Annotated in this window: 22 protein-coding genes and 2 tRNA genes; 20 read left to right on the forward strand and 4 right to left on the reverse strand. The window is 43.8% G+C overall.

The features are described 5' to 3' along the window. Positions 1 to 82 precede the first annotated feature (82 nt). The 11 genes from NSQ55_RS09320 to NSQ55_RS09370 all read left to right on the forward strand — a co-directional run bounded on the left by NSQ55_RS09320 (position 83) and on the right by NSQ55_RS09370 (position 12,479). Entirely contained in the window at positions 83 to 1,642 is a 1,560-nt protein-coding gene (locus NSQ55_RS09320) for a fumarate hydratase (protein ID WP_076191426.1), read from the forward strand. A 158-nt stretch (positions 1,643 to 1,800) separates the two neighbouring features. Further along, positions 1,801 to 2,187, forward strand: coding sequence for a VOC family protein (locus tag NSQ55_RS09325; RefSeq protein ID WP_076124919.1), 387 nt, complete (start codon positions 1,801 to 1,803; stop codon positions 2,185 to 2,187). A gap of 178 nt (positions 2,188 to 2,365) precedes the next feature. Next, positions 2,366 to 4,162 (forward strand): ATP-binding protein, encoded by a 1,797-nt coding sequence (locus NSQ55_RS09330; protein WP_076124920.1) that lies wholly within the window; start codon positions 2,366 to 2,368, stop codon positions 4,160 to 4,162. A gap of 109 nt (positions 4,163 to 4,271) precedes the next feature. Further along, positions 4,272 to 5,000 (forward strand): response regulator transcription factor, encoded by a 729-nt coding sequence (locus tag NSQ55_RS09335; protein WP_036678951.1) that lies wholly within the window; start codon positions 4,272 to 4,274, stop codon positions 4,998 to 5,000. 198 nt (positions 5,001 to 5,198) lie between these two features. Next, on the forward strand, positions 5,199 to 5,954 hold the full coding sequence (gene pstB, locus NSQ55_RS09340) for a phosphate ABC transporter ATP-binding protein PstB (RefSeq protein WP_036678954.1): 756 nt from the start codon (positions 5,199 to 5,201) through the stop codon (positions 5,952 to 5,954). A gap of 73 nt (positions 5,955 to 6,027) precedes the next feature. Next, positions 6,028 to 6,687 carry a phosphate signaling complex protein PhoU gene (gene phoU, locus NSQ55_RS09345; protein ID WP_036678957.1) on the forward strand — a complete coding sequence of 220 codons (660 nt, stop codon included), beginning with the start codon at positions 6,028 to 6,030 and terminating at the stop codon, positions 6,685 to 6,687. Positions 6,688 to 6,876: 189 nt separating this feature from the next. Further along, a complete protein-coding gene (gene polA / locus NSQ55_RS09350) occupies positions 6,877 to 9,546 on the forward strand; it encodes a DNA polymerase I (RefSeq protein ID WP_076184286.1) in 2,670 nt (889 codons plus the stop codon). Between the two features lie 52 nt (positions 9,547 to 9,598). Beyond that, positions 9,599 to 10,435 (forward strand): DNA-formamidopyrimidine glycosylase, encoded by an 837-nt coding sequence (gene mutM, locus NSQ55_RS09355; RefSeq protein WP_339172770.1) that lies wholly within the window; start codon positions 9,599 to 9,601, stop codon positions 10,433 to 10,435. A gap of 131 nt (positions 10,436 to 10,566) precedes the next feature. Then, positions 10,567 to 11,313, forward strand: coding sequence for a manganese efflux pump (locus tag NSQ55_RS09360; protein WP_339172773.1), 747 nt, complete (start codon positions 10,567 to 10,569; stop codon positions 11,311 to 11,313). Positions 11,314 to 11,322: 9 nt separating this feature from the next. Beyond that, complete coding sequence (coaE, locus tag NSQ55_RS09365; protein ID WP_339172776.1) at positions 11,323 to 11,919, forward strand: dephospho-CoA kinase; 597 nt, start codon at positions 11,323 to 11,325, stop codon at positions 11,917 to 11,919. Then, entirely contained in the window at positions 11,916 to 12,479 is a 564-nt protein-coding gene (locus tag NSQ55_RS09370) for a lytic transglycosylase domain-containing protein (protein WP_036678971.1), read from the forward strand. Before coaE ends, NSQ55_RS09370 begins: the two co-directional genes overlap by 4 nt. Positions 12,480 to 12,563: 84 nt before the next feature. Here the strand turns inward: NSQ55_RS09370 and NSQ55_RS09375 are convergent, their stop codons facing one another. Beyond that, on the reverse strand, positions 12,564 to 12,782 hold the full coding sequence (locus NSQ55_RS09375; RefSeq protein WP_036678974.1) for an alpha/beta-type small acid-soluble spore protein: 219 nt from the start codon (positions 12,780 to 12,782) through the stop codon (positions 12,564 to 12,566). A 164-nt stretch (positions 12,783 to 12,946) separates the two neighbouring features. Here NSQ55_RS09375 and nrdR point away from each other — a divergent pair, with 164 nt between their 5' ends. From nrdR to NSQ55_RS09390, 3 genes are all read left to right on the forward strand, one after another. Next, positions 12,947 to 13,423 (forward strand): transcriptional regulator NrdR, encoded by a 477-nt coding sequence (gene nrdR / locus NSQ55_RS09380; protein ID WP_036678976.1) that lies wholly within the window; start codon positions 12,947 to 12,949, stop codon positions 13,421 to 13,423. 251 nt (positions 13,424 to 13,674) lie between these two features. Further along, positions 13,675 to 13,750 (forward strand) — tRNA-Ala (locus tag NSQ55_RS09385). Positions 13,751 to 13,760: 10 nt separating this feature from the next. Then, positions 13,761 to 13,833, forward strand: a tRNA-Lys gene (locus NSQ55_RS09390). A 355-nt stretch (positions 13,834 to 14,188) separates the two neighbouring features. Here the strand turns inward: NSQ55_RS09390 and NSQ55_RS09395 are convergent. Continuing rightward, positions 14,189 to 14,647, reverse strand: coding sequence for a MarR family transcriptional regulator (locus NSQ55_RS09395; RefSeq protein ID WP_076184289.1), 459 nt, complete (start codon positions 14,645 to 14,647; stop codon positions 14,189 to 14,191). A 165-nt stretch (positions 14,648 to 14,812) separates the two neighbouring features. Here NSQ55_RS09395 and NSQ55_RS09400 point away from each other — a divergent pair, with 165 nt between their 5' ends. Continuing rightward, entirely contained in the window at positions 14,813 to 15,691 is an 879-nt protein-coding gene (locus NSQ55_RS09400) for an SDR family NAD(P)-dependent oxidoreductase (protein ID WP_076308260.1), read from the forward strand. A gap of 333 nt (positions 15,692 to 16,024) precedes the next feature. Here the strand turns inward: NSQ55_RS09400 and NSQ55_RS09405 are convergent, their stop codons facing one another. Next, on the reverse strand, positions 16,025 to 16,597 hold the full coding sequence (locus NSQ55_RS09405; RefSeq protein WP_076308261.1) for a TetR/AcrR family transcriptional regulator: 573 nt from the start codon (positions 16,595 to 16,597) through the stop codon (positions 16,025 to 16,027). A 192-nt stretch (positions 16,598 to 16,789) separates the two neighbouring features. Between NSQ55_RS09405 and NSQ55_RS09410 the strand changes: the two genes are divergently transcribed. After that, complete coding sequence (locus NSQ55_RS09410) at positions 16,790 to 17,995, forward strand: MFS transporter (RefSeq protein ID WP_076184292.1); 1,206 nt, start codon at positions 16,790 to 16,792, stop codon at positions 17,993 to 17,995. Positions 17,996 to 18,096: 101 nt separating this feature from the next. On the opposite strand, the gene NSQ55_RS09415 is transcribed toward NSQ55_RS09410, so the two are convergent. Next, positions 18,097 to 18,462 carry a VOC family protein gene (locus NSQ55_RS09415; RefSeq protein ID WP_051491055.1) on the reverse strand — a complete coding sequence of 122 codons (366 nt, stop codon included), beginning with the start codon at positions 18,460 to 18,462 and terminating at the stop codon, positions 18,097 to 18,099. A 209-nt stretch (positions 18,463 to 18,671) separates the two neighbouring features. Here NSQ55_RS09415 and NSQ55_RS09420 point away from each other — a divergent pair, with 209 nt between their 5' ends. The 4 genes from NSQ55_RS09420 (at position 18,672) to NSQ55_RS09435 (ending at position 23,954) form a co-directional block, all read left to right on the forward strand. Next, positions 18,672 to 19,454, forward strand: a complete 783-nt coding sequence (locus NSQ55_RS09420; protein WP_076184293.1) for a helix-turn-helix transcriptional regulator — start codon at positions 18,672 to 18,674, stop codon at positions 19,452 to 19,454. 209 nt (positions 19,455 to 19,663) lie between these two features. Then, entirely contained in the window at positions 19,664 to 21,445 is a 1,782-nt protein-coding gene (locus NSQ55_RS09425; protein WP_076184294.1) for a sensor histidine kinase, read from the forward strand. 5 nt (positions 21,446 to 21,450) lie between these two features. Then, a complete protein-coding gene (locus tag NSQ55_RS09430) occupies positions 21,451 to 22,647 on the forward strand; it encodes a helix-turn-helix domain-containing protein (protein WP_339172786.1) in 1,197 nt (398 codons plus the stop codon). 29 nt (positions 22,648 to 22,676) lie between these two features. Further along, entirely contained in the window at positions 22,677 to 23,954 is a 1,278-nt protein-coding gene (locus NSQ55_RS09435) for an ABC transporter substrate-binding protein (RefSeq protein ID WP_339172790.1), read from the forward strand. Positions 23,955 to 24,031: the final 77 nt, after the last annotated feature.

A 24,031-nucleotide genomic window follows, 5' to 3' on the forward strand; every position in this document is an offset into this window, starting at 1 on the left:
TGCGGTGCTAGGTATGATATTATTATACTAATTGTATCAAACTTTAGATAACCTGGAACTGCCGAGAGGAGCTTGAATGAAGATGCAGCATTTTGAAGACAGTATTTATAACCTTATCGTAGAAACTTCCACGAATTTGCCGGGAGATGTACGCCGGGCAGTTGCAAAAGGTCGCGCGCTGGAAGACAGGGCTACCCGGTCCGGTCTTGCTTTAACCACGATTGCGCAAAATATCGGAATGGCTGAGCAGCAAGTGTCTCCGATCTGTCAGGATACGGGAATGCCTACATTTATCATTCACACCCCTGTGGGAATCAATCAGATTGAGATGAAAAAAGATATTCATAATGCCATTGTACGAGCGACCAAGAATGGTAAACTTCGTCCCAATTCTGTAGATTCATTAACAGGTGAGAATAGCGGAGATAACTTGGGTGCAGGCACACCAGTCATTCATTTCGAACAATGGGAAGAGGATAAAATAGACGTTAGACTTATTCTGAAGGGTGGAGGCTGCGAGAATAAAAATATTCAATACAGTCTCCCGGCAGAATTAGAAGGACTCGGCAAAGCGGGCCGGGATCTGGACGGAATCCGTAAATGTATTTTACACGCGGTATATCAGGCGCAGGGACAGGGCTGTAGTGCCGGTTTTATTGGCGTGGGTATCGGCGGTGACCGTACGACTGGCTACGAGCTGGCTAAGAAGCAGCTGTTCCGCAAAGTGGAGGATGTTAATCCAATAGAAGACCTTAGTAAGCTGGAAGACTATATTATGGAGAATGCTAACAAGCTTGGAATTGGCACGATGGGCTTTGGTGGTGAAGTATCGCTGCTGGGCTGTAAGGTTGGCGTAATGAATCGTCTGCCAGCTAGCTTTTTCGTATCCGTTGCTTATAACTGTTGGGCCTTCCGCCGCCAAGGGGTGCTGGTTGATCCATCCACAGGCAATATAGAGGATTGGTTGTATGAGAGTGGTACAGGGATATCTGTAGATGATGAAGGGGCACATGAATCTGAAGCAGTAGTTGCTGAGGGAGCTAACAGCCCGGCCTCTGAGTCGCGGGAAGTACGTCTTACAACGCCGATAAGTGAAGAGGATATCCGTAGTCTGCGTGTTGGAGACGTGGTTATTTTATCCGGTGAAATGCATACAGGCCGTGATGCTTTGCACAAATATTTAATGGATCATGAGTCTCCGGTAGATCTGGAAGGGGCTGTGATTTATCATTGTGGTCCTGTGATGATGAAAGATGAGGAAGGCTGGCATGTAAAAGCTGCGGGCCCAACTACGAGCATTCGTGAAGAGCCTTATCAAGGCGATATCATCAAAAAATTTGGAATCCGTGCAGTCATCGGAAAAGGTGGTATGGGTCCAAAAACGTTAAAAGCGTTGCAGGAGCACGGCGGGGTATACCTCAATGCGATTGGTGGAGCCGCCCAGTATTATGCTGAGTGTATTAAGAAGGTCAACGCTGTTGATTTTATGGAATTTGGTATTCCTGAGGCGATGTGGCATCTCGATGTGGAGGGTTTTGCAGCGATTGTGACGATGGATGCTCACGGCAACAGTCTGCATGCGGATGTGGAAAAAGATTCTGCAGCTAAATTGACTCAATTCAAGGAGCCAGTGTTTAAATAAATGGGGTTACAACCGGTGGATAAGTCATGAGGAGGGCAGATTCTCTGAATGGCTTTTCCATGGGTTTTAATCAAATTATAAGGATTTATATGTCCAGACTATAAATGATCCTTAAGGAACGCCGAAGGCGTTTTTACCTGTCTAAAGGAGGACAACGAATGGCACCACATTATATTAGAAATGGGTTTCTTAACGTTACGCCGTATTTTATTGCGGAAGATGCAGACCAATTGATAGATTTTGTTGTGCACTGCTTTGATGCCAAAATTATTGATATGCTGCGAAATGATGAGGGAAGGATTAGGCATGCCGAGGTCAGAATCGGTGATTCCATCATTGAGATTTCCGAAGCGAATGAAAAGTATTCACCGGTACAGCTTGCCATTCATCTTTATGTAAGAAATGTTGATGAGACCTACCGCAAGTGCCTGGATGCCGGGGCTTCTATTATTGAAGAACCACTGGATAAATCCTATGGAGAAAGAGGAGCAGGGGTTAGAGACCGTCAGGGTAATCAGTGGTTTCTTGCCACCCGTACAGAATAAACTCATGTGTTTTTACAAAAGTAATACAAAGTAACAGTCCAGAGTTAATCAACTCGGGCTGTTATTTTTATATAATCTACTCTGGGGGGCTTATGTCACGGTCATAGTCGTACTGGTATTTTGAAGAAAATGAAGTTAGGATAAAAGATACAATGATAAAGGGAGAGGCAAATTTCAGATGAAACCGTTTCGCGCTCGTCTTACGTTTATACTTATGGCCTTAATCGGTATTTCCATGATTGGTACTGGATTTACGATGGCTCATCTGTTTAAGAGCTCCCATATAACTGCTCTGGAAGAGAATATGTCCCGGGAAATAAGCTTGCTCTCAGGCACACTGGAATTTGTTGATATGAATTCTTCGAATGCGATCCCGTATTACACTGAACAGGCGGAGCATATTTCTAAACTTTTAGATTCTCGGATAACGTTTATTACAAAGTCGGGTAAAGTAATTGGCGATTCTGAGAAAAACCCCTTGGAAATGGACAACCACTCCAATCGTGAAGAAGAGATAGGGGCTGCGAAAGAGGGAACTGGACGGGCAATCCGTTACAGCGAAACTCTAAAGCATGAGATGTTATATGTGGCTGGAAAGGTAACTTCTGATCAGGGATTTGACGGCTATATTCGGGTCTCAATGGGACTTGATGCTGTAACGCAAGGTCTTAAGCATGCTTGGATGATCATGGCTGCAGGTCTAATTATCTTGTTCTTGTCAGCAACTATTGTGAGCTATAAAGTAGCTTCAAGCATGACTTCCCCGCTGGAGCAAATCACAAGAGTCGCCCGGCGGATTACCGATCTGGATTATGATGCCAGAGTTCATTTGAAGCGTAAAGATGAAGTTGGACAGCTGGCTACAGCGATTAATGCGATGGCAGACAGTCTTCAAGACCAGCTTAAGACGATTCGTGATAATGAGGATCTGCTGCAAAGCGTGCTGGATAATATGACTGGCGGCATCATAATGATCAATGCGGAAGAAGAGATTGCGCTGCTTAATCGAGCTTCAGAGCGAATGCTTGATGTCAGTAACGGTGAAATGGCGGGTCATTCGTACAAAGAGTTAAAACGGCATTATGAGCTAACCCGTCTGCTTGAAGAAGGGGTGTTAAGCCGGGAGCCGATTCATGAAGAACGAAGTATTTATAACCCAAGAGAGCGAATTGTACGGATGGACGCGGTTCCGATGATCCAGGATGGTACGTACAGAGGTATGCTTTTCCTATTGCAAGAGGTTACGGAAATTCGCCGTTTGGAGCGGATGCGTAGTGAATTTGTAGCTAATGTATCACATGAACTCAAGACTCCGGTTGCAGCGGTCAAAGGGTTTGCCGAGACCTTACTGGGAGGCGGAGTTAAAGATGAGAAGACGGCGAGATCCTTCCTGCAAATTATTTATGATGAGAATGAGCGTTTAAATCGCTTGATTGGAGATATTCTGGAATTATCTAAAATCGAATCTAAACGGGTGCAGCTCGATTGCTCACCGGTTCATATCATTGAATTCTTTGATTCCGTGCTGGGAACCATCAGTAAAGTCGCTGAGAAGAAAAACATTAGTCTTAATGTAGAGGTTCCTGAGGAGCTATTCATTGAGGCGGATGAGGATAAGCTGCGTCAAATCTTTATGAATCTGTTCTCTAATGCGATTAATTACACACATGAAGGCGGAAACGTAAAGGTCTACGTTAAGAGTCTACTGAAACCAGACGGCTCCGAAAATGTTCAATTTACTGTTAGCGATACAGGTATGGGGATTCCTAAAAAAGATCTTCCGCGTATTTTTGAACGTTTTTACCGGGTGGATAAGGCAAGATCCAGAAGCTCCGGCGGAACGGGATTGGGGCTGTCTATTGTAAAGCATTTGGTAGATATGCACCATGGAGTGATTTCAGTTGAAAGTGATCTGGGAATCGGCAGTTCCTTTGTGATTGAATTGCCTTTGCTGCAGGAAGAAAAGACCGATTAGATTTTTGTAAATTCACTTTTTTAATTTTACACTAAGTTAACATTACGGTGATATGATGGTTTTGTTGCTGTTTTGTAAAAATCAAACTATATGGAAGACGGGGGAACCTATGGCTCAACGATTGCTTGTCATTGAAGACGAACCGACACTAGCCCGGCTGCTGTCCTATAACTTAACGCAGGAAGGTTACGAGGTGACGGTAGAGGATCATGGAACGGCAGGATATGATCGTGCGACGAGGGAACCTTTTGACTTGATCGTATTGGATCTGATGCTGCCAGGAATGAATGGCATTGACATCCTTGATAAATTGCGTGGACAAGGTATCCGCACACCTATTATCGTATTGACTGCTAAAAATGCTGAAGAAGATGTGGTTAGAGGGCTGAAATCCGGTGCTGATGATTATATAACCAAACCTTTTGGGGTATCCGAATTGCTTGCAAGAGTGAGCGCTGTATTGCGGCGGATTTCCGGTCTTGCTGAGGAGGCTCCACAAGAGACACCTATATCTGCTTCTACGATCATTCTGGGACAACTAGAAATCTATCCTGAGCGGTATGAAGTTTCCTTAGGTGGACATAGCATTAACCTGCGACCGAAAGAGTTCGAGGTATTGTTATATTTGGCTCGTAAACCAGGGGTAGTGCTGACAAGAGATGATCTTATGAACGCTGTATGGGGCTTTGATTATATTGGTGGACAGCGCACCGTTGATGTGCACGTAAGTTCACTTCGTAAAAAGCTTGAGCTAGATCCAGAATCCGTCCATATCGATTCCATTCGAGGTGTAGGTTATAAATTAGTTGTTAACAAAAAGAGAGCTCCGGTCATTTAGCATGACTGGAGTTTTCTTCTTTATCCCGTTCATAAACAAGATTCAGGTGAGATTACACGCCGAATTGTAGGGAATACTATCACGTGGACTAATTCATCTTCACCAATTTTACATTGCGTTAACATTTCTCTCCAACTGTATTTACATTAAAAGCTTATTATGGAGAACGAAGATGATGAGAAGGAGACGTAAATACTAATGAAATCCATCATTGACATAGAGAAACTTGATCTCTACTATGAGTCATTTCACGCACTGAAGAATGTGAATCTGCAAATTCCGGAGAAACAGGTTACTGCTTTTATTGGACCTTCCGGTTGCGGAAAATCCACTCTGTTGCGCACGCTGAATCGTATGAATGATATGATTCCTGGTACACGTATTGAAGGAACTGTAAACATCGGCGGCAAAAATATTTATAGTGACGAGGTAGAGGTAGAAAGCCTGCGTAAGCAGGTGGGCATGGTATTCCAACAGCCCAATCCTTTTCCGAAGTCGATTTACGACAATGTAGCTTATGGTCCTCGCCTGCACGGCATTCGTTCAAAGAGCGAACTGGATGAGATTGTAGAGCAAAGTCTGCGTCATTCCGCGCTGTGGGAGGAAGTTAAAGATTTTCTGAAAAAATCTGCCCTTAGCTTGTCCGGCGGACAGCAGCAACGGCTGTGTATTGCCCGAGCTTTGGCAGTACAGCCGGATATTCTGCTCATGGATGAGGCAACGTCTGCACTTGATCCTGTGTCTACGCTCAAGATAGAGGAGCTTGTACAGGAATTAAGAAGTAAGTATACAATCGTTATGGTTACTCATAACATGCATCAGGCGGCACGTGTATCTGGTCGAACCGTGTTTTTCTTGAATGGTGTAATTGTAGAGGCGGCGGATACAGAGGTGTTGTTCTCTACTCCTAAGGATTCCCGCACCGAAGATTATATTTCTGGACGTTTCGGCTGATACGGGCTACAAGGGCGCTCGTCCTTGGAAATGGCAAGCTGACCATACATTAATGAGGAGGATCGCTCTTACTATGATTCGCAGAAAAGAATTTGATAAAGATTTGGAAGAGCTGCGCAGTCTGCTGCAGCAGATGGGTGAACATGTAATAGATGCTCTTGGTGGAGCAATTGTTGCTTTACAGAATCTTGATACTGTGCGCGCTCAGGAAATCATTAAAGCAGATTTGCAGCTGAATGCCATGGAAGATAAAATCATGGAAATTGGCTCACGGCTAATTATTACACAGCAGCCTGTAGCAAAAGATTTGCGCCGCATTATCGTTGCTTTCAAAATATCTAGCGATTTGGAACGTATGGGTGACTTGGCTATTGATGTTGCGAAAGCAACTATGCGCATCCATGGACAGCAGCTGATCAAGCCGCTTGTAGACATTCCACGTATGGCGGAAATTGTGACGACCATGATTGATGAGGCTATCCAGTCTTATCTGGATGAGAACACGGATCTGGCTTATAGAATGGCACAAGATGATGATCAGGTCGATCAATTATATGGTTCGATGATCAATGAGCTATATAGTTATATGGTGGCAAAACCGGATTCTGTATCCCAAGCTATGTTATTAACGCTGGTAGGCCGTTATATTGAACGGATTGCCGATCATGCGACTAACATTGGTGAGAGTGTTGTTTATCTGGTCACAGGCAGCCGTCCGGACTTGAATCAGTAATTTGCACTTACACAGCTTTTGTTATATCTTTAGTTAAACTAAGTAGCCGCCCTTTTAAAAGGGCGGCTACTTGTTGTATATCCTTAACATATCAGCTTATCCCACTGTTTAGGTTGGTAAAGCCGTTTCTACTTGTACAGGGCATATGGTAAGATGTAAGGAGTAAGCATGAAAAAGGCGAGGTGCACTATGGACAAGTTGATACTTATAGATGGAAACAATATTATTTACCGTGCTTTTTTTGCGATGCCCCCGCTGACGAATACAGCAGGGCAACAGACAAATGCGGTGTACGGATTTACAACGATGCTGCTTCGTTTAATCGAAGAACATAAACCGACACATATGATTGTCGCTTTCGATGCAGGGAAAGTTACTTTTCGGCATGAAGGTTATCAAGATTATAAGGGCGGCCGGCAAAAAACACCGCCGGAACTCTCCGAGCAGTTCCCTTTGTTGAAGGAATTGCTGACTAATTTAGGTGTACCGCAGTTTGAAATTGGCAATTATGAGGCTGATGATATTATTGGCACCATTTCACGCCAGGCGGATGAAGCGGGACGGCAGGTTATGATCGTGTCGGGAGACAAGGATATGTTGCAGCTGGCCTCTGAACATACGACCGTTGCTTTAATCCGCAAAGGGGTCACCGAAGTTGAGCTTTATGGGCCGGAACAAATCCGGGAGAAATATGACCTAACCCCTGAGCAGATCATTGATCTTAAAGGGCTGATGGGCGATGCAAGTGATAACATCCCGGGAGTACCCGGCGTAGGTGAGAAGACAGCTTTGAAGCTGCTGCATCAATTTGGATCAGTGGAAGGTGTCTTAGCTGGAACCGGTGAGCTAAAGGGTAAAATGAAAGAGAAACTGGAAACCCATGCGGAAGATGCGGTGATGAGCAAAAAATTAGCGACCATCTATCGTGAAGTACCGCTTGAGCATTCGTGGGAAGACATGGTCTTTAATGGAATTTCAGCGGATACAGCCGGACCAGCGCTTGCCAAGCTGGAATTTAAATCATTGTTGGAACGTTTGTCGCTTAGTGCTTATGCTCCTGTTACCGAGGGTGAGGAGAGTGCAGCTGAAGTAGAAGCTGCGGCACTTGATATTACGATCGTAAGTGAAGAAGAACTTAAGGAGCTCAGTGAAGCCCTGGCTGGTATTTCGGCGCTGCATGTGGAATCGTATGGAGATAATCCGCATCGTGCCGAGGTAATCGGAATAGGATTGTCCTCTCTGGAGCGGCATTACTATGTGCCGTTTGAATTACTGCATAAACCGGCCGCTGCGAAGCTGCGTGATTGGCTAGGAGATGAAAAGGCTCCGAAAAGTGGATATGATCTTCACCGCGCTGATTTGGCTCTACACTGGCAGGGAATTGCTTTTGCAGGTGCAGCCCATGATGTGCAGCTGGCGGCTTATTTGCTTGATCCTACGGAGGCTAATCAGAATCTAAATGATCTCACTGCTAAATACGGCTTGCCGCGGCTCTCTCCTGATGAAGAGGTATTTGGTAAAGGTGCCAAATACAAAATCCCTGAGCTTGAAGTTTTAGGAAATCACGTTGCACGAAAGAGTGCAACGGTTCTTGGAATCGCACAGAAGCAACAGCAGGAGCTGGTGGAGACCGCAATGACAGGGCTATTCGAGGATCTGGAAATGCCTTTGTCACGGATTTTGGCGGATATGGAGAAACAGGGGATTGCAGTCAATGCTGGTGATCTTAAAGAGCTTGGAAAAGAATTCGAGGCGCAAATTTCTAAATTGGTCAGTGAAATATACGAGATTTGTGGCACTGAGTTTAATTTGAACTCACCAAAGCAGCTGGGTGAAATCTTGTTTGTAAAGCTAGGTCTGCCTGTCGTCAAGAAGACGAAGACGGGTTATTCCACGGATGCCGAAGTGCTTGAGAAACTGGCGCCATACCACGATGTGGTGCGTTTGATTCTGCAATATCGCACAATTGCAAAGCTGCAATCTACCTACGTAGAGGGGCTGCTTAAAGAAATTTCCCCGAACACAGGGAAGGTGCATACATTCTATCGGCAGACAATTGCCGCTACAGGACGGCTTAGCAGCCAATTCCCGAACTTGCAAAATATCCCGATTCGTCTAGAGGAAGGACGCAAAATCCGCAAGGTATTCGTTCCGTCCGAACCGGGCTGGTCCATCCTGGCAGCCGACTATTCGCAGATCGAACTGCGTGTGCTGGCACATATTTCCGGCGATGAGCGGATGAAGGAAGCCTTTCTGCATGATATGGATATTCACACGAAGACAGCGATGGATGTGTTCGGTGTGACCGCAGAACAGGTGGACAGTAATATGCGCCGTGCCGCAAAAGCCGTTAACTTTGGGATCGTCTACGGGATCAGTGATTACGGTCTCTCGCAGAATCTGAATATTCCGCGTAAGGAAGCCGCGCAATTTATTGAGCAATATTTTGAGGTTTATCAGGGTGTACGCCGCTATATGGACGATATTGTAGTGGAGGCACGGAAGTATGGTTATGTGACCACATTGCTCGAACGTCGCCGTTATCTGCCGGAGATTAATGCGAAGAACTTTAATCTGCGCTCTTTTGCGGAGCGGACAGCAATGAATACACCTATACAGGGAACAGCAGCGGATATAATCAAGCTGGCGATGGTGCATATGGACAAGGCGTTATTTGATCGTGGGCTTAAGAGCCGTATGCTGCTTCAAGTACACGATGAGCTTGTATTCGAGGTGCCAGAGGATGAAATGGAGCTTATGAAGACGCTTTTGCCGGAAGTAATGGGTGGAGCCCTAAAGTTATCTGTGCCGCTTAAGGCAGAGGTCAGCTTTGGAAGTAACTGGTACGAGGCGAAATAGACTCCCTTTAAGGTGTGCATATCAGCTATAATGTAGTTGAGGTGAAGACATCATGCCGGAATTACCGGAAGTAGAGACAGTCAAGAGAACACTTAATGAGTTAGTTAATGGAAAGCAGATAGAGAATGTAACCGTCCGGTTGGCGCGGATTATTCAGCGTCCGGATGATATTCAGGCTTTTGCCCACCTGCTGGCAGGTCATAGCATTGTAAAAGTTGAACGAAGAGGAAAGTTTTTGCGTATTGTGCTGGATGGTCTGGTGCTTGTGTCACATTTACGGATGGAAGGCCGTTACGGACTTTTTTCAAATGATGACCCACTGGACAAGCATACACATGTGATTTTTCATTTTACGGATGGAACTGAGCTGCGTTACACGGATGTTCGCCAATTCGGGACAATGCATCTTTTTCAGATGGGAGAAGATCTTCAGCTGCCGCCTTTAAATAAGCTGGGGCAGGAGCCGCTGGAGCCTTCTTTTACACGGGAGAGGTTTAAGCAGATCGTGTCCGGTAAAAGCACCAAAATTAAATCGCTGCTGCTTAATCAGGAATATATCGTCGGCATCGGCAATATTTATGTAGATGAGTCGTTGCACCGTGCGGGTATCCATCCTGAAGACAGCGCCAAAGCGCTCACGGACAATCAATTGGACAAGCTGCATCATGCTATTGTAAGCACGCTGGCCGAAGCGGTTAACGCCGGAGGTTCATCTGTTAAGTCATATGTTAATGGCCAAGGTGAGAGCGGTACGTATCAGCAGCAGCTATTGATTTACGGTCGTAAGGATCAGCCGTGTAGTAACTGCGGAACGATGATTGAGAAGACGGTTGTAGGCGGTCGTGGCACGCATTATTGTCCAAATTGCCAGCGTCCGACTGTTCACTGAATTTGTTGAAATAATAAGGTTGGCACCCACTACTTGTCCCGCCCATATACTGTGTGAAGAATGCTTAATAGAGAACGGAAGCTGAAACGATAAAATTTCAGTTTTCCGGTTCTTCACAGGAGGGATTGCGGGTGCTCAGCCCATTATTTTCACTGCTATTGCTAGCGTTTGCCTTGAGTTTGGATGGTTTTGGTGTAGGAATTACATATGGGCTGCGTAAAATGAAAATACCACTGCTCTCCGTTCTGATTATCTCGCTCTGTTCGGGGGTAGTTATCTGTGTATCGATGCAGGTTGGGGTTTTGCTTGCCAAGGTAGTGTCTCCGAATGCAGCTTCTATAGTTGGTGCGGTTATACTTGTGCTAATGGGATGCTGGTCGCTTGTTCAGATGCTGATGCAGAAAGAGAAAGATGCAGATGGCGGACGTAAAGCTGAAACGGTAGATAAGGGCTCATTATCCGAGCAGGCTTGGGCAGAGGTAGCTGCTGATTCTGAAGCGGGTACAGAACCTGTTATGAATGATGAACCGTTGAAATCAGCTGTTTTTTCACTTGAGCTTCGCCGTTTGGGGATTGTAGTACAGATCTTGCGTACCCCGTCTTCTGCGGATATGGATGCCTCAGGAAGCATCTCTTCGATGGAAGCGATGATACTGGGGATTGCGCTCTCTCTGGATGCTTTTGGGGCTGGACTTGGCGCAGCGCTGCTTGGCTTCAATCCGATATGGACATCACTTACAATAGCTTTGTTTAGTGGTACATTTCTATTGCTGGGTATGAAGACAGGACTTAGATTTGCCGGGAACTACTGGATGAAGCATGCTGCCGCATTACCAGCGTTATTATTAATTGCAATGGGAATACTGAAGCTATTATGAGGTGAGTACATGATTATAGGCTTAACCGGAGGAATCGCATCCGGAAAAAGCACAGTGTCTGCACTGCTTGTGAACAAGGGAGCGAGGCTGGTTGATGCCGATGTGATCGCCAGAGAAGTTATGCTTCCCGGGCATGAAGTGTTGGCGGCTGCTGCTAAGCAATTCGGAAAAGAGATCCTTTTTCCGGATGGAACACTGAATAGGGCCAAATTAGGTGAAATCGTCTTTCAAGATCCTGTGGCCCTACAAACCTTGAACAATTTGACGCATCCTGCTATCCGGCAGGAAATCAAAGACCGTATGTACAGCATGGAGCAGGAAGAGCCGAAGCGGCTTATTATTGTGGATATTCCGCTTCTTTTTGAATCAGGGCTTGAGACCCTGTTCCATGAGATTGTAGTAGTCTACGTTCCCCGTGAAATGCAAATTGCTCGATTAATCGAACGTAATAGGCTCTCTTTAGAAGAAGCAGAAGCGCGATTGAATGCACAGATGGATATTGAGCAGAAACGTAATAAAGCGGACTACATCATCGACAACAGTGGCGATCTTGCGTACACTGAGCAACAGGTTGCTGTTTTTTGGGACAGGCTGGGTTTATCATGAAATGGCTACGTAAAAAAAGAGTACTGCTTCTGCTATTTGTGGGTTTTACGGCAATATTGTTTCTGAGTACTAACTGGATGTCGTGGTTTTATCCCATCCATTTTAAAGATGAGATTCGCAAGCACAGCATCACTTATGAGATAGACCCGTTTCTTGTAACCGCGATTATTCGTGTAGAAACGAACTTCAAAACTGGACGAGAATCCAAAAAAGGCGCACTAGGGCTGATGCAGCTTATGCCGGATACCGCGAAGTGGGCGCTGGAAAAGGCCAAGCTTCCAAACGTATCTATGGAAGAACTCAAGCATGAGCCTTCGGCTAATATTGAACTGGGTACATGGTATCTTTCAACTTTATCCCGTCAGTTCGAAGGTAAACGTACAGCAATTATCGCAGCCTATAATGCTGGACCCGGAAAAGTTCAACGCTGGTTGGACGAAGGGATCTGGGATGGGACAGATGCAACCATTAAAGATATTCCCATTGGTGAAACCAGGCATTATGTACAGCGCGTTAATTATTACTATGATCAGTACACGGACATTTACAAAGAATTTTAATTTCTACCGTGTTATGTATAAAAAGAAGTATTAAACGACCTGTAGGTCGTTTAATACTTCTTCAAAAAGCTTATGTTGGTCAGGTTATTTGTATTGACCTGCCAGTTGTTGTTCTGCCAGGGTTACAAGACGTTTAGTGATGTAACCACCGATCGAACCATTTTCATAAGAAGTTTTATTGCCTTGGTAACCATCTGGGGAAAGCGTGATTCCTAGTTCTTGGGCAACTTCGTATTTAAGTTGTTCCAAGGCACCGCGGGAATTTGGAGCTACAAGGTTATTGGAGTTGTTGCTTTGGCTCATTGCTGTTCACCTCCTCTGTTGGTAACTGTATTATGTGCCGGACTTGCCATTATCATTACAAGAAAAAAACGGTGATTTCTGGAAATAATTAAAAAGCCGTTCAAAAGCCGGATTTATAACGTGCCGGGACCCATACCATTATGTAATAGGAAGTGATGAAGCTTATGAAATGCCCTTACTGTGATCACACAAATACTAAAGTGCTGGACTCGCGACCAGCGAATGAAAATAAGTCAATCCGTCGTAGGCGTGAATGTGAGCGTTGCAGCAAACGTTTCACTACTTTTGAAATGATTGAAGAAACGCCACTCATTGTAATTAAAAAAGACGGCAGCCGTGAGGAATTCAGTCGTGATAAAATACTCCGCGGTCTCATCCGTGCTTGTGAGAAACGGCCGGTTTCTGTGGAACGTCTAGAAAAGATCGTGTCCGAGGTTGAGAAATCTTTGCGCGGCATCGCCGTTGCGGAAGTGGAAAGCCAACAGATTGGTGAATTCGTGATGGAGCAGCTCTACCCAGTAGATGAAGTGGCTTACGTTCGTTTTGCGTCCGTATATCGCCAGTTCAAGGATATTAATATGTTCATGAAGGAACTCAAGGGGCTGCTGTCCAAGAGTACGGGAGAATTAGAGGGATTATAGGGTTTTGTCCAGTTAGGGCGTTACAGCCAATCCTAGGGTCTGTTAGGAGTGCTTGTACTGGTTTGTTTCCTCTGAGTTTTGAGCGGGGAATTTGAGTGGAAAAATGAATTTTAAAAAAAGTGTTGACATAGAGGGCGATTTTTTATATTATATAGAAGTCGCCTACGACGCTTGAGCTTATCGGAACAACTCAATTACGACCAAACTAAAATTAAAAAATGTGTGATTACATACATCTGAAATTTCAGTTTGGGGCCATAGCTCAGCTGGGAGAGCGCATCGCTGGCAGCGATGAGGTCAGGGGTTCGATCCCCCTTGGCTCCACCAAACATCATATGGACTCTTAGCTCAGTTGGTAGAGCAGTAGACTCTTAATCTATTTGTCCAGGGTTCGAGCCCCTGAGAGTCCATCCTAAAGAAACGGCAGAAATGCCGTTTTTTTGCTGTTTGGGGAAGAGTGACTTTTTATTTGGTTTTGATCGTGGTATAGTTTGGGTAGATAAAACGTACAATGCAAAGAGAGTCGTGCGGAAACACGACTCCCAGTGCAATAGCCGCTTTTAAGGGCGGCGGCTTCGGAAGTTTAGTCAGGAAATAGACCGCATTCCTTTGCGAGAGGGCGGTCTATTTCTTTTTGAGGTAGTTGAGCAATGCAATAATGAACATGCCGAACATGAACATCAATGACAATTGCTGACTCCAATTACAGACAATCCATATCTAAAGAAACAGCAAGATGCTGTTTCTTTTTTTTGTTCCCATTTATTAATTATCATTAAATCCATTAAACTCCTGAAGCATTTGGATAAAGGTTTCAAGCTGTTGATTATCCCATTGGGCTATGCGCTCATAAAATATGAACTCCTTATCCTGTAACGCGTCAAAGGTTTTTTGTCGTCCAAGATCAGTGAGAGTAAGAAGGATCGCTCGACGATCATTAGGAGAGTCTTCTCTTCTAACATAACCCAAATTCTCGAGTTGCTTGATGAGACGGCTGACTGAACTACGATCCATAGCCGTTGATTCTGCCAACACAGAGGCGCTTGTTGGTCCATAAGAGTACAGCCAACGGACTATATGGAAAGCAGCAGGCTGTATAGATGAATCGAAAGCGGCAGCAGTTCTGACATTTAGGGCATGCGAAGCACTAATGAGGGCACTAATTTGTCCACCTAGCTTCAGTTCTAATTGCCCTCTCAACGTGTCTTTACGTTCGGCATTCATTGTTTTGACCACCTAACCTTGTATTTTAAAGTTGTCATACATCTATTTAGTTGACATATGTCAATCATCAACATATAGTTGATATATATCAATTATATGATTTGGACAATACGCTGTCAAAATGAAATTGCCCCTGATGAATTCCTGATATAAAGGAGAATGTAGATGATGACAAAGCCGATTATTGTAATTACTGGAGCTACAAGCGGTTTGGGACAACTCGTTGCACTTGAAATGGCTAAGCGAGGTGCCCATCTTGTTCTGACTGCAAGGAGTAAAACGCGTTCGGAAGCAACTGGAAAAATGATAAAGGAGAGCGTACCAGCAGCCGAAATTAGTTTTTTTTACGGAGACCTATCCTCAATGAGGGATGTCACTAGGTTAGGACAAGAAATATCTAATGTTTTTCCGAAGATAGACGTGTTAATAAATAACGCAGGGCTTCATGGGTTTGAACAGCGGATAACTGCCGATGGATTCTCAGAAATGATGGCTGTGAACTATTTTGCACCATGGTTATTGACACATACCTTAGAACGTTCTTTGAGAGCAGCAGGAAGTGCAAAAATCATAAATGTTGCTTCAGAAGCTTCACGCCGTCATGGAGTGCTAAAGTTGCCAGAAGATTTGCTCAATACAGCTTCTTTTACTTCCAGAGGATCTTCTGAGAATTATGGGAAAACCAAACTGTTAAATATTATGTTTACCAGTGAGCTTGCACGCCGCTGGGCGGGAACGGGAATCAGTGTTCATGCATTGAATCCGGGTTTTAACGTTACAGGTCTCGGGCGTGAACTTTGGTTTTCTTCGATGCTTAAGCACTTATTGAATTTCTTTCGTATTGGCGATCCTCGTAAAGGAGCGGAGATCATTATCCGTTTAATGACCGATCCTAAGTATCAAGAGAGCAGTGGGGGATATTTTAACGTTGGGACAGGCAATCCCATTGTACCCGTACAACCGGGAGGAGATAAGGTAATGGAAAATAAATTATGGAACGATACGCGAGACATTTTGCAACAGAAAGGTTTCTTTGGAAACTGATTTAATTAGTGAAACTAACCTCATGTCCGTTCGAATCACCCATTCATGATCCTGCGGACTGTATAGCTCTTATTTTCTTTATTTAGTGAAATTAGTCGAGTGATCGGACCGTAGCGCACTTATTTCCTCTCCAGTAGCAGTATTTTGCTTTGAAAAGACTAGATAAGTGCGTAGGAGTCCGATAGCTTGGGAAAATGCCCCATAATGAGAAAATAAGAGCACCTCGGTCCGTTGTATCTCAACCTTCCGCCAGTCCGACATTTTATAGTACTACGATCAGAAATAGACCGATCCCTTGTGAGAGAGGGCGGTCTATTTTACCGTTCCCGTTAGTTACCGTATTCCTTCAAAAGCGTATCTCACCAACTGCTGCACATAAGCATCGTCTATGGGTTGGCCGGTCACCAGCAAGCGGTAGAATATCGGCCCGTAAATAAGATCGGTAACAACTTCAATATCGAGATTATCGTTCAATTCCCCGCGCTGAACACCCCGTTCCATAAGCAGCCGTGCCTCAAGCCGACGAGGCTGGAAATATCGGGTCCGATAAGCTTCCGCCAAGCCTGAATCCATCTGTCCTTCTCCAATGATCTCCGTAATGATTTTACCCTCTCGACTAATCAGGAACCGGGATAAGTTCGTTGCATGCATGAGAATATCATCGAATACTGAACCTGTGTCAGGTACGGGCAGTCTGTCCGCAGCGGAGGATAGGAATCCATCCATCACCACGGCAGCCTTGTTAGGCCACCATTTATATATCGTAGCTTTGCTGACCTTGGCACGATCCGCTATTTTTTCCACCGTAACTGCTCCAAAACCATTTTCCAATAACAAATCATAGGAAGCGGAAAGAATAGACTTCTCCGTCTCAACATTACGCGGACGTCCTCGTTTACTCTCCATCTGAAATCACCCTTTCGTTAATCTGTCTCCAATCAAAATATAAACTATACGTTCAGTATACTAAAAAAATCCGGAAAAATAAATCACCATCGCCTATTTACAAAACGATACGTTCAGTATATCATTTAAACATGAATTAGTGAACTGAACGTATAGTATTTAAATTATTATGACCATCTGAGGAGGATTCACATGCAAAAAGAACAAGCGGCGAAAGAGAACCACATATCAAGTTGGATGATGTTTATGTTAGCAGCGGCATGCGGGCTTATCGTGGCCAATCTTTATTATGCTCAAACCCTTGTCGGACCTATCAGTGTCTCGACAGGACTTTCTTCTACAGCCGCAGGCTTGATCGTCACTTTAACTCAAATCGGTTATGTTGTAGGTTTGTTATTTATCGTGCCGCTGAGTGACATTGTTGAGAATCGGCGTCTCACGATAATCACGTTAATGGTTGCAGTGGGTGCATTGCTGGTTGCAGCTTTCGCAGCTAATGCGCCTTTGTTCCTGACAGCATCTTTGTTTATAGGAACCGGTTCTGTGGTAGCTCAAATCCTGGTGCCTTATGCCACCTATTTAGCGTCTGAAGAGCAGCGTGGGCGTGTGGTTGGTAATGTTATGAGTGGACTCTTACTTGGTATTATGTTTGCCCGGCCCGTGGCAAGCTTTATCACCAGCATCTGGGGATGGCAAGCCGTGTTTATTTTTTCAGCGGTCGTCATCACGTTGTTAGCCATTCTGCTGTCGCGATTTCTTCCTGAACGTAAACCTGCACCTTCGGTAAGCTATAGTAAATTAATTGTCTCTTTAGGCACCCTTTTAAAACAAACGCCTATATTGCGCCGACGTGCCTTATATCAAGCTTGTTTATTTGGAGCTTTTAGTCTCTTTTGGACGGTGGTTCCGTTGCGGTTGGCGGATGATTTTGGAATGTCGCAGCAAGGTATCGCATGGTTTGCTTTAGTAGGTGTTGGTGGGGCTGTAGCCGCGCCGATTGCTGGAAGACTGGCAGATAAAGGTTGGAGCAAATGGTTAACCGGGCTGGCCATGATCATTGCCACCTTGTCTTTTTTACTAATTCATCTTTTCCATAGCCACTCAACTTTTGCTCTCATCCTGCTCTTTATTTCCGCGATTACATTGGATATGGCCGTATCCGGAAATCTTGTACTCGGACAGCGTGTGATTTATTCATTGGGAAGTGAAGCGAGGGGACGTCTTAATGGGATCTTTATGGCGATTTTCTTCGTGGGTGGAGCCGTTGGATCATCTTTGGGTGGTTGGGCTTATGCCTATGGGGGATGGACCTTCGCCTCACTCATCGGAGTGATCCTGCCGCTATTGGCTTTGGTTTACTTTTTCACTGAAAAAAGATCAACTAAAGCTGTTGAATAAATCCTTGTTTTAAGAGTGGGGGTTAGGCTTACGGCAGAATAGACCGCTACCTTTGGTTAGGGCGGTCTATTTCTTTTTGAGGTAATAACGCTTGATAAACGTTAGTTATGCTCCGCTAACTGCACCTCAAACCCGTCCGGGTCCAGGATATAAAAGAACCGCAGGTGGGGATTGGGTGCGATTGGTCCGCGCGCTACTGGGATACCTTGGCTTTTTAAACTCTCCATCGCTTCATCAAGTGACTCCACTTCGAAACCCACAGAAACGCCACATTCCGGCTTCAAAGCCGGGTCACTTCCCTGAATAAGCTCGATCTTGGGTTGCCCCTCCAGACCTAACATGACGATCTGTTTTCCACTGCTCTCAAATCTACGCTCAATGGGTAGCCCCAGTATCCGGTTATAAAAATGAAGGGAAGCCTCCAGATCGCGGACCCGAAGCGTAATCCAATTCATACTCAATTTCATGGTTTTATAGTCTCCTCTGATGAATATTCTATATCGTATATTATACGCTATCATCTTGCCCGGAAACAGGGAGAATGGGAAATCAAGAACGTTTAATGAGGATAAAAGCCCGCAAAATCAGCTGTGCAACCAGTGGTTGACAGTATGTAAGGGGAGATAGGTAGTCAATTACAGAACGTTATAATATGATGAGCATGAGGTGATGGGGAATGGACTTTGCAAATAAATTGCAAAGCTATAGGAAACAGAGAGGAATGTCCCAGGAGAACTTGGCGGAGGTGATTGGTGTTTCGCGGCAAGCCGTGTCTAAGTGGGAATCAGGTCAATCCTATCCCGAAATGGATAAGATGATTAGTTTAAGTGAATTATTTCACGTAAGTTTGGATCATCTGGTGAAGGATGCTTCAAGCGATACCAGAGCAGAGCATGTCGCAAGCCCCGTATATGTAGATCTGAATTCCTTGTTTCATTATGAGTACAAAAGTAAGAGAACATGCTTTGGAATTCCTCTGGTTCATATCCATATCGGACGGGGGCTATACGTTGCCAAAGGGGTTATTGCCATAGGTAATGTTGCGATTGGTGCGGTATCCATTGGTATTGTTGCTTTGGGCGGATTATGTTTAGGTGCGCTTGCTCTAGGACTCATCAGTTTCGCAGGTCTGGCTCTAGGGCTTTTGTTAGCCGTTGGGGGCATTGCGGCGGGTACAATGGCCGTTGGTGGAATAGCATTGGGAATATTTGCTGTTGGAGGTTTAGCTGTAGGTATGTTCTCCTTGGGTGGTCTCTCTATCGCTTCCCATATTGCAATGGGTGGGTATGCAAGCGGGCATATAGCTATAGGGGATACCGTAAAAGGTGCTTATACCTTTATTACTCAAGATAATAATTTCAACGACATCAAGGGGGAGGAGGTAAGAAAGTTAATTCAGCAAGAATATCCACATCTTTGGAAACCCATTGTGCAGGTAATTATTTCAATTTTCAAATAGCTGATTAATTTGCGGAAATTTCTTTACGGTTGTTTCATATGGATATAATTTGGGTAATAAACGACTGGCGTTTGTCATATATTGATCCGGCAAAAATACTTGTTGCTCAGCAACAAGTATTTTGATTTTGTGTTGGATATTTGTGAAAATATAAAACCTGATATTAGATTTTTTGCTGAAAACCGAAATTTTTACAGAGGAGTATTTATTTGAAAAGCATTCATAAGCGCTTATTATTCTTGCTGCTTGTGTTTATAATTCTACCGTATTTTTTATCCGTGTTGTTGATCTATCGGCAGACGAAAGAGAATGTGGAACGACATGAACTTGAGAACAGCCAAGAGCAAATTCAGCAGGCGTCAGCCGATCTAGAGCAATATTTTGATGAAATCATTAATCTTCCATATATTTTATACCGAAATCCAGACTTATTCAGGGTGTTTGAAGAAGGGTTAGAAGAAGATTTTTATTACAAGCAGCTTGAAATTAATAAGGGTATGACTAACTTCTATCTCATGAGGAGTGAAATTCGTCAGGTCCGTCTATTCATAAACGAAGGGAAAAGCTCATTTACAGTTTATAATGCCATGTTAAGTTCCCGTAAAAGGAATCCGGATTTATTACAGCAAGCTTCCATTCAGAAGCTGATGAGCTCTAATAGCAATGATCTTATTGAAGCTCCGCATCCGATTGAGAACTATAACGATACCTCCATTATGCCTCCTTCGGATAAAACGATGGTCTTGACGGTTCATCACAAAATTGTGGATGTCCTAACACAGGAATTTCTGGGCGTCATCACTATAGATATTGATTTGGACAAGATTGCTCATATCGCTAATCATTTTCTACAGAAAAATAAAGAGAGCGTATGGCTTTCCGATGCGGAGAATCATGTCATTTACGCAAGTGATGAAACATGGATAGGCAAAACCGTTCCCGATGAACTGCAAAGGAAAATAAGTCCAGCACAGGCAGCTGCTAATTCTCCAGAAGGAGATATTGTGTTTACTAGAACATTGCAGGAACCGATAAAAGAGTGGCATTTTGCTAAGGTAACCCCGAGCTCTTTTTTATTTGAAGATGTAAGGAAAACTGCCTATACAAACATCATCGTAGGTGTGGTTGTAGGTGGACTGGGCTTGATAATGATAACAATCATTTCTTATGGATTTACACGGCCGATAAAACTGCTTAGTCAAAAAGTCCAGCGTATCGAGGGGAGGAATATGAATGCCCCATTCGACGATATGCGGGAGGACGAAATCGGTATTCTAGAAAGACATATCAAGGAGATGATGAATCGGATCAACCGTCATATTGACCGGGAGTATAAGCTTGAGATAGAGAACAGGAAAAATCAGCATAGGGCGCTAAAGTCGCAAATCAATCCGCACTTTTTATTTAATTCTTTACAATCCATTGCTGCTGTTGCCCTACTCTCTGAATCTCCAAAAGTATATCAACTGATTACCTCTTTATCCAAAATGATGCGGTACTCGATTCGTGTGGATCAGAAGGCGACGGTTCAAAGCGAAGTGGATTATGTCCAGGCTTATTTGAATCTTCAAGCGGAACGTTTTCAGACTGATTTTAGCTATTCCATTGATGTACCTAAAGATATTCTTGATATTCCGGTTCCTAGTATGATCTTGCAGCCGCTCGTTGAGAACTTTTTTAAGCACTGTTATGACGAGGGCTATGAACAAGCTTACATCCATATTTATGGTGAAATACAAGGTGAATATTTGAATCTAGTCGTAGAAAATAACGGAAACAGCGTGACGGATGATGAACTTGAGGCATTAAAAAATAATCTCTACACATCGGTTAACGAAGGCAATCCTTCTTTTGCACATATCGGGTTAAAAAACATTCATGATCGCTTGGTTCTTCATTTCGATCAGACAGCGGGAATCAAACTAGATTCGATGCAGGGACAAGGGTTCACTGTACGGCTAGTAATTCCACTCTACCTAAAGGAGAAGTAACGTTTATGAAAGCTCTTATTGTAGATGATGAGTCTAATGTTAGAAAAATCATCCGTTTTTTGGGACGGTGGGAACAATACGGGATTACCGAAGTGCTGGAAGCCAGAAATGGTCTCGAGGCTAAGGCGTTAATTGAGCAGAAATCTCCAGAGATCATAATGACAGATGTCAAAATGCCCAAAAATAGCGGGATGGAGTTAATCGAGTGGTTGGCTGCTAAAGACTACCCGGGAAAAGTGATTATGATTTCAGGGTTTGACGATTATTGTTTTATGCGTAAAGCGTTTAAGCTGGGATGCTTTGATTATTTGATGAAGCCAATTGAAGAGAAAATGCTGAATGAAACTTTAGAAGGGGCGTTGAGAGCCTGGGAACAAGAAGAGGGAGAACGTCGCAATATGGAGTCCGGATTTTATGAAGAGGTAAAAATGTTTCGCTTAAACAGGGAGATTACTGCTGCTTGTAACGGTGAAGCTTTTGATGCAGGCGAAATTGCCTCGGCTCTCCCACAGGCAGACGTATACGACTTCACCATGATGTATTTTTACCAATCTCATTATTCGGAGCCATACATTCAGCTTTTGACCGAAGAACTGGCTACACGGGAGTGGGGAAATGCATTTACACTTGAAAATGATCCTAATGTCTGTGTGATTCTGTCCCTTCATGGACAGTTTTTCCCGATAGAGGAATGGATTACCCAGCATTTTGATATACCTGTTCGTTTGGTTAGTGGCCCCTCCATCCAATCGCTCGCAGAGATATCGTTATCTTTTCAATCTGCACAAAGGTCTATGGCTGAACAAAATTTTAGAGCAATCCATCGTTTGGCGGATTTAGATGATGTTAGGCGTATGAATGATATTGTCGCATTTGTTGATGAGTATTATATGGAAGAGCTAAGTTTGGACAAATTATCCACCCGTTTTTTTCTGAGCCGAGAACATATCTCGCGGAGATTTAAGCAAGAAGTAGGGATGACTCTTACTAACTACGTCATTCATTTACGAATAAATCAAGCGAAACAGTGGTTACTAGAATCGGATGAAAAGATGTACTCGATTGCCTTAAAGCTAGGGTATCAAGATGAGATTTATTTCTCTAAGCTATTCAAAAAAAACGTCGGTATGACGCCTGCTGAATATCGTAATTCACAGGGAGCAAGAGGAATAGACTCGGAAGTCAGGATAGCCAATACATAAGTTCATTGTTGAATGCATCTGGGGGAATTATGAAAATAAAAAGGGTTCAAATGATTATCGTGGGGTTGATTACGCTAACGCTTTCTTCATGTGGTGCGCATACACGTCCACTGAAGGAAGCGGATTTGAAGGTAGCGGATAAGACAGTCACTTTGGAGGTACTGAATCCTAAAGTGGAAATTTCTATAGAATTCGAGCAGATGGTTAAGGAATATGAAAAGGAAAACCCGAATATTAACGTGGAAATTCTAACCTTTGGCGGAGGAGCTAACTACCTTGATGAGCTAAAGGCGAGGTTTGCGGCCAATGTTGGTCCGGATATTTTTCCAAATGGCGGTTATGAAGAAGCGAAGGCATGGAGTAGATATCTTGAGGATTTATCAGATCAACCTTGGGTGGAACAGGCTTACGACGAGGCGCTAGAACCGATGAAGATGGACGGGAAAATATACGGGATGCCGATCAATTTTGAAGGCTACGGTTTTATTTATAATAAGGATTTATTCGCAAAGGCTGGGATTACTCCTCTCCCAACAACGTTTACGGAATTAAAAGAGGCGGCGAAAAAGCTGAAGGCTATAGGTGTGACTCCTTTTTCTGTTGGGTATTCCGATCATTGGTTTTTTGTCCTCCTGTTGAATATTGCTATTGCACAACAGGAGGACCCGGATGCTTTTATTCAAGGGTTAAACAACGGAACACAATCTTTTCGAGAGAATAAGGAAGTTAAAGATGTCATTCGGATGCTGGATTTGACCGTACAATATGGTAATGAAAATTTTTTGACAACAGATTATAATTCGGAAGTTGAGTTATTTGCAACAGGGAGAACGGCGATTCTAAAACAAGGGAATTGGGTTCAGTCTAAAATTGATCAAATATCGCCGAATATGAATATCGGTTTTTTACCCATGCCTATTAATGATAGTGCCGAAAACAATGCGTTGCCAGTAGGGGTATCTAATAATTGGGCTGTTAATAAAGAATCTTCGCCAGAAAAGAAGAAGGAAGCCAAAAAGTTTTTGAACTGGATGGTTTCCTCGGAAACAGGGAAAAAGTTCATGAAGGATCGCTTTCATTTTATTTCAGCTTTTAAAAATATAGAGACGGACCGTTCGGGAGCGCTTGTAAAAGATCTTATGCGATACGTCGATGAACAGAAAACTTTATCTTGGAATTGGTTCAAATTCCCTCCCAGAGCAAGAGAGGAGTTTGGCTATCTTATGCAAGCTTATGTAGGAGAGCAAATTAATCGGGATCAATTGCTTCAAGAACTTCAAAAATCGTGGGATACCCATGTGAAGTAATAAAACCAAATCAATATAACCCTGTAAATGCATCAATTCACGACATACTCATAACGTCTACTCTTCATTAGAATTTA

The sequence above is a fragment of the Paenibacillus sp. FSL H7-0943 genome, from assembly GCF_037963265.1.
In the GTDB taxonomy this organism is placed as follows: Bacteria; Bacillota; Bacilli; order Paenibacillales; family Paenibacillaceae; genus Paenibacillus_AQ; species Paenibacillus_AQ odorifer.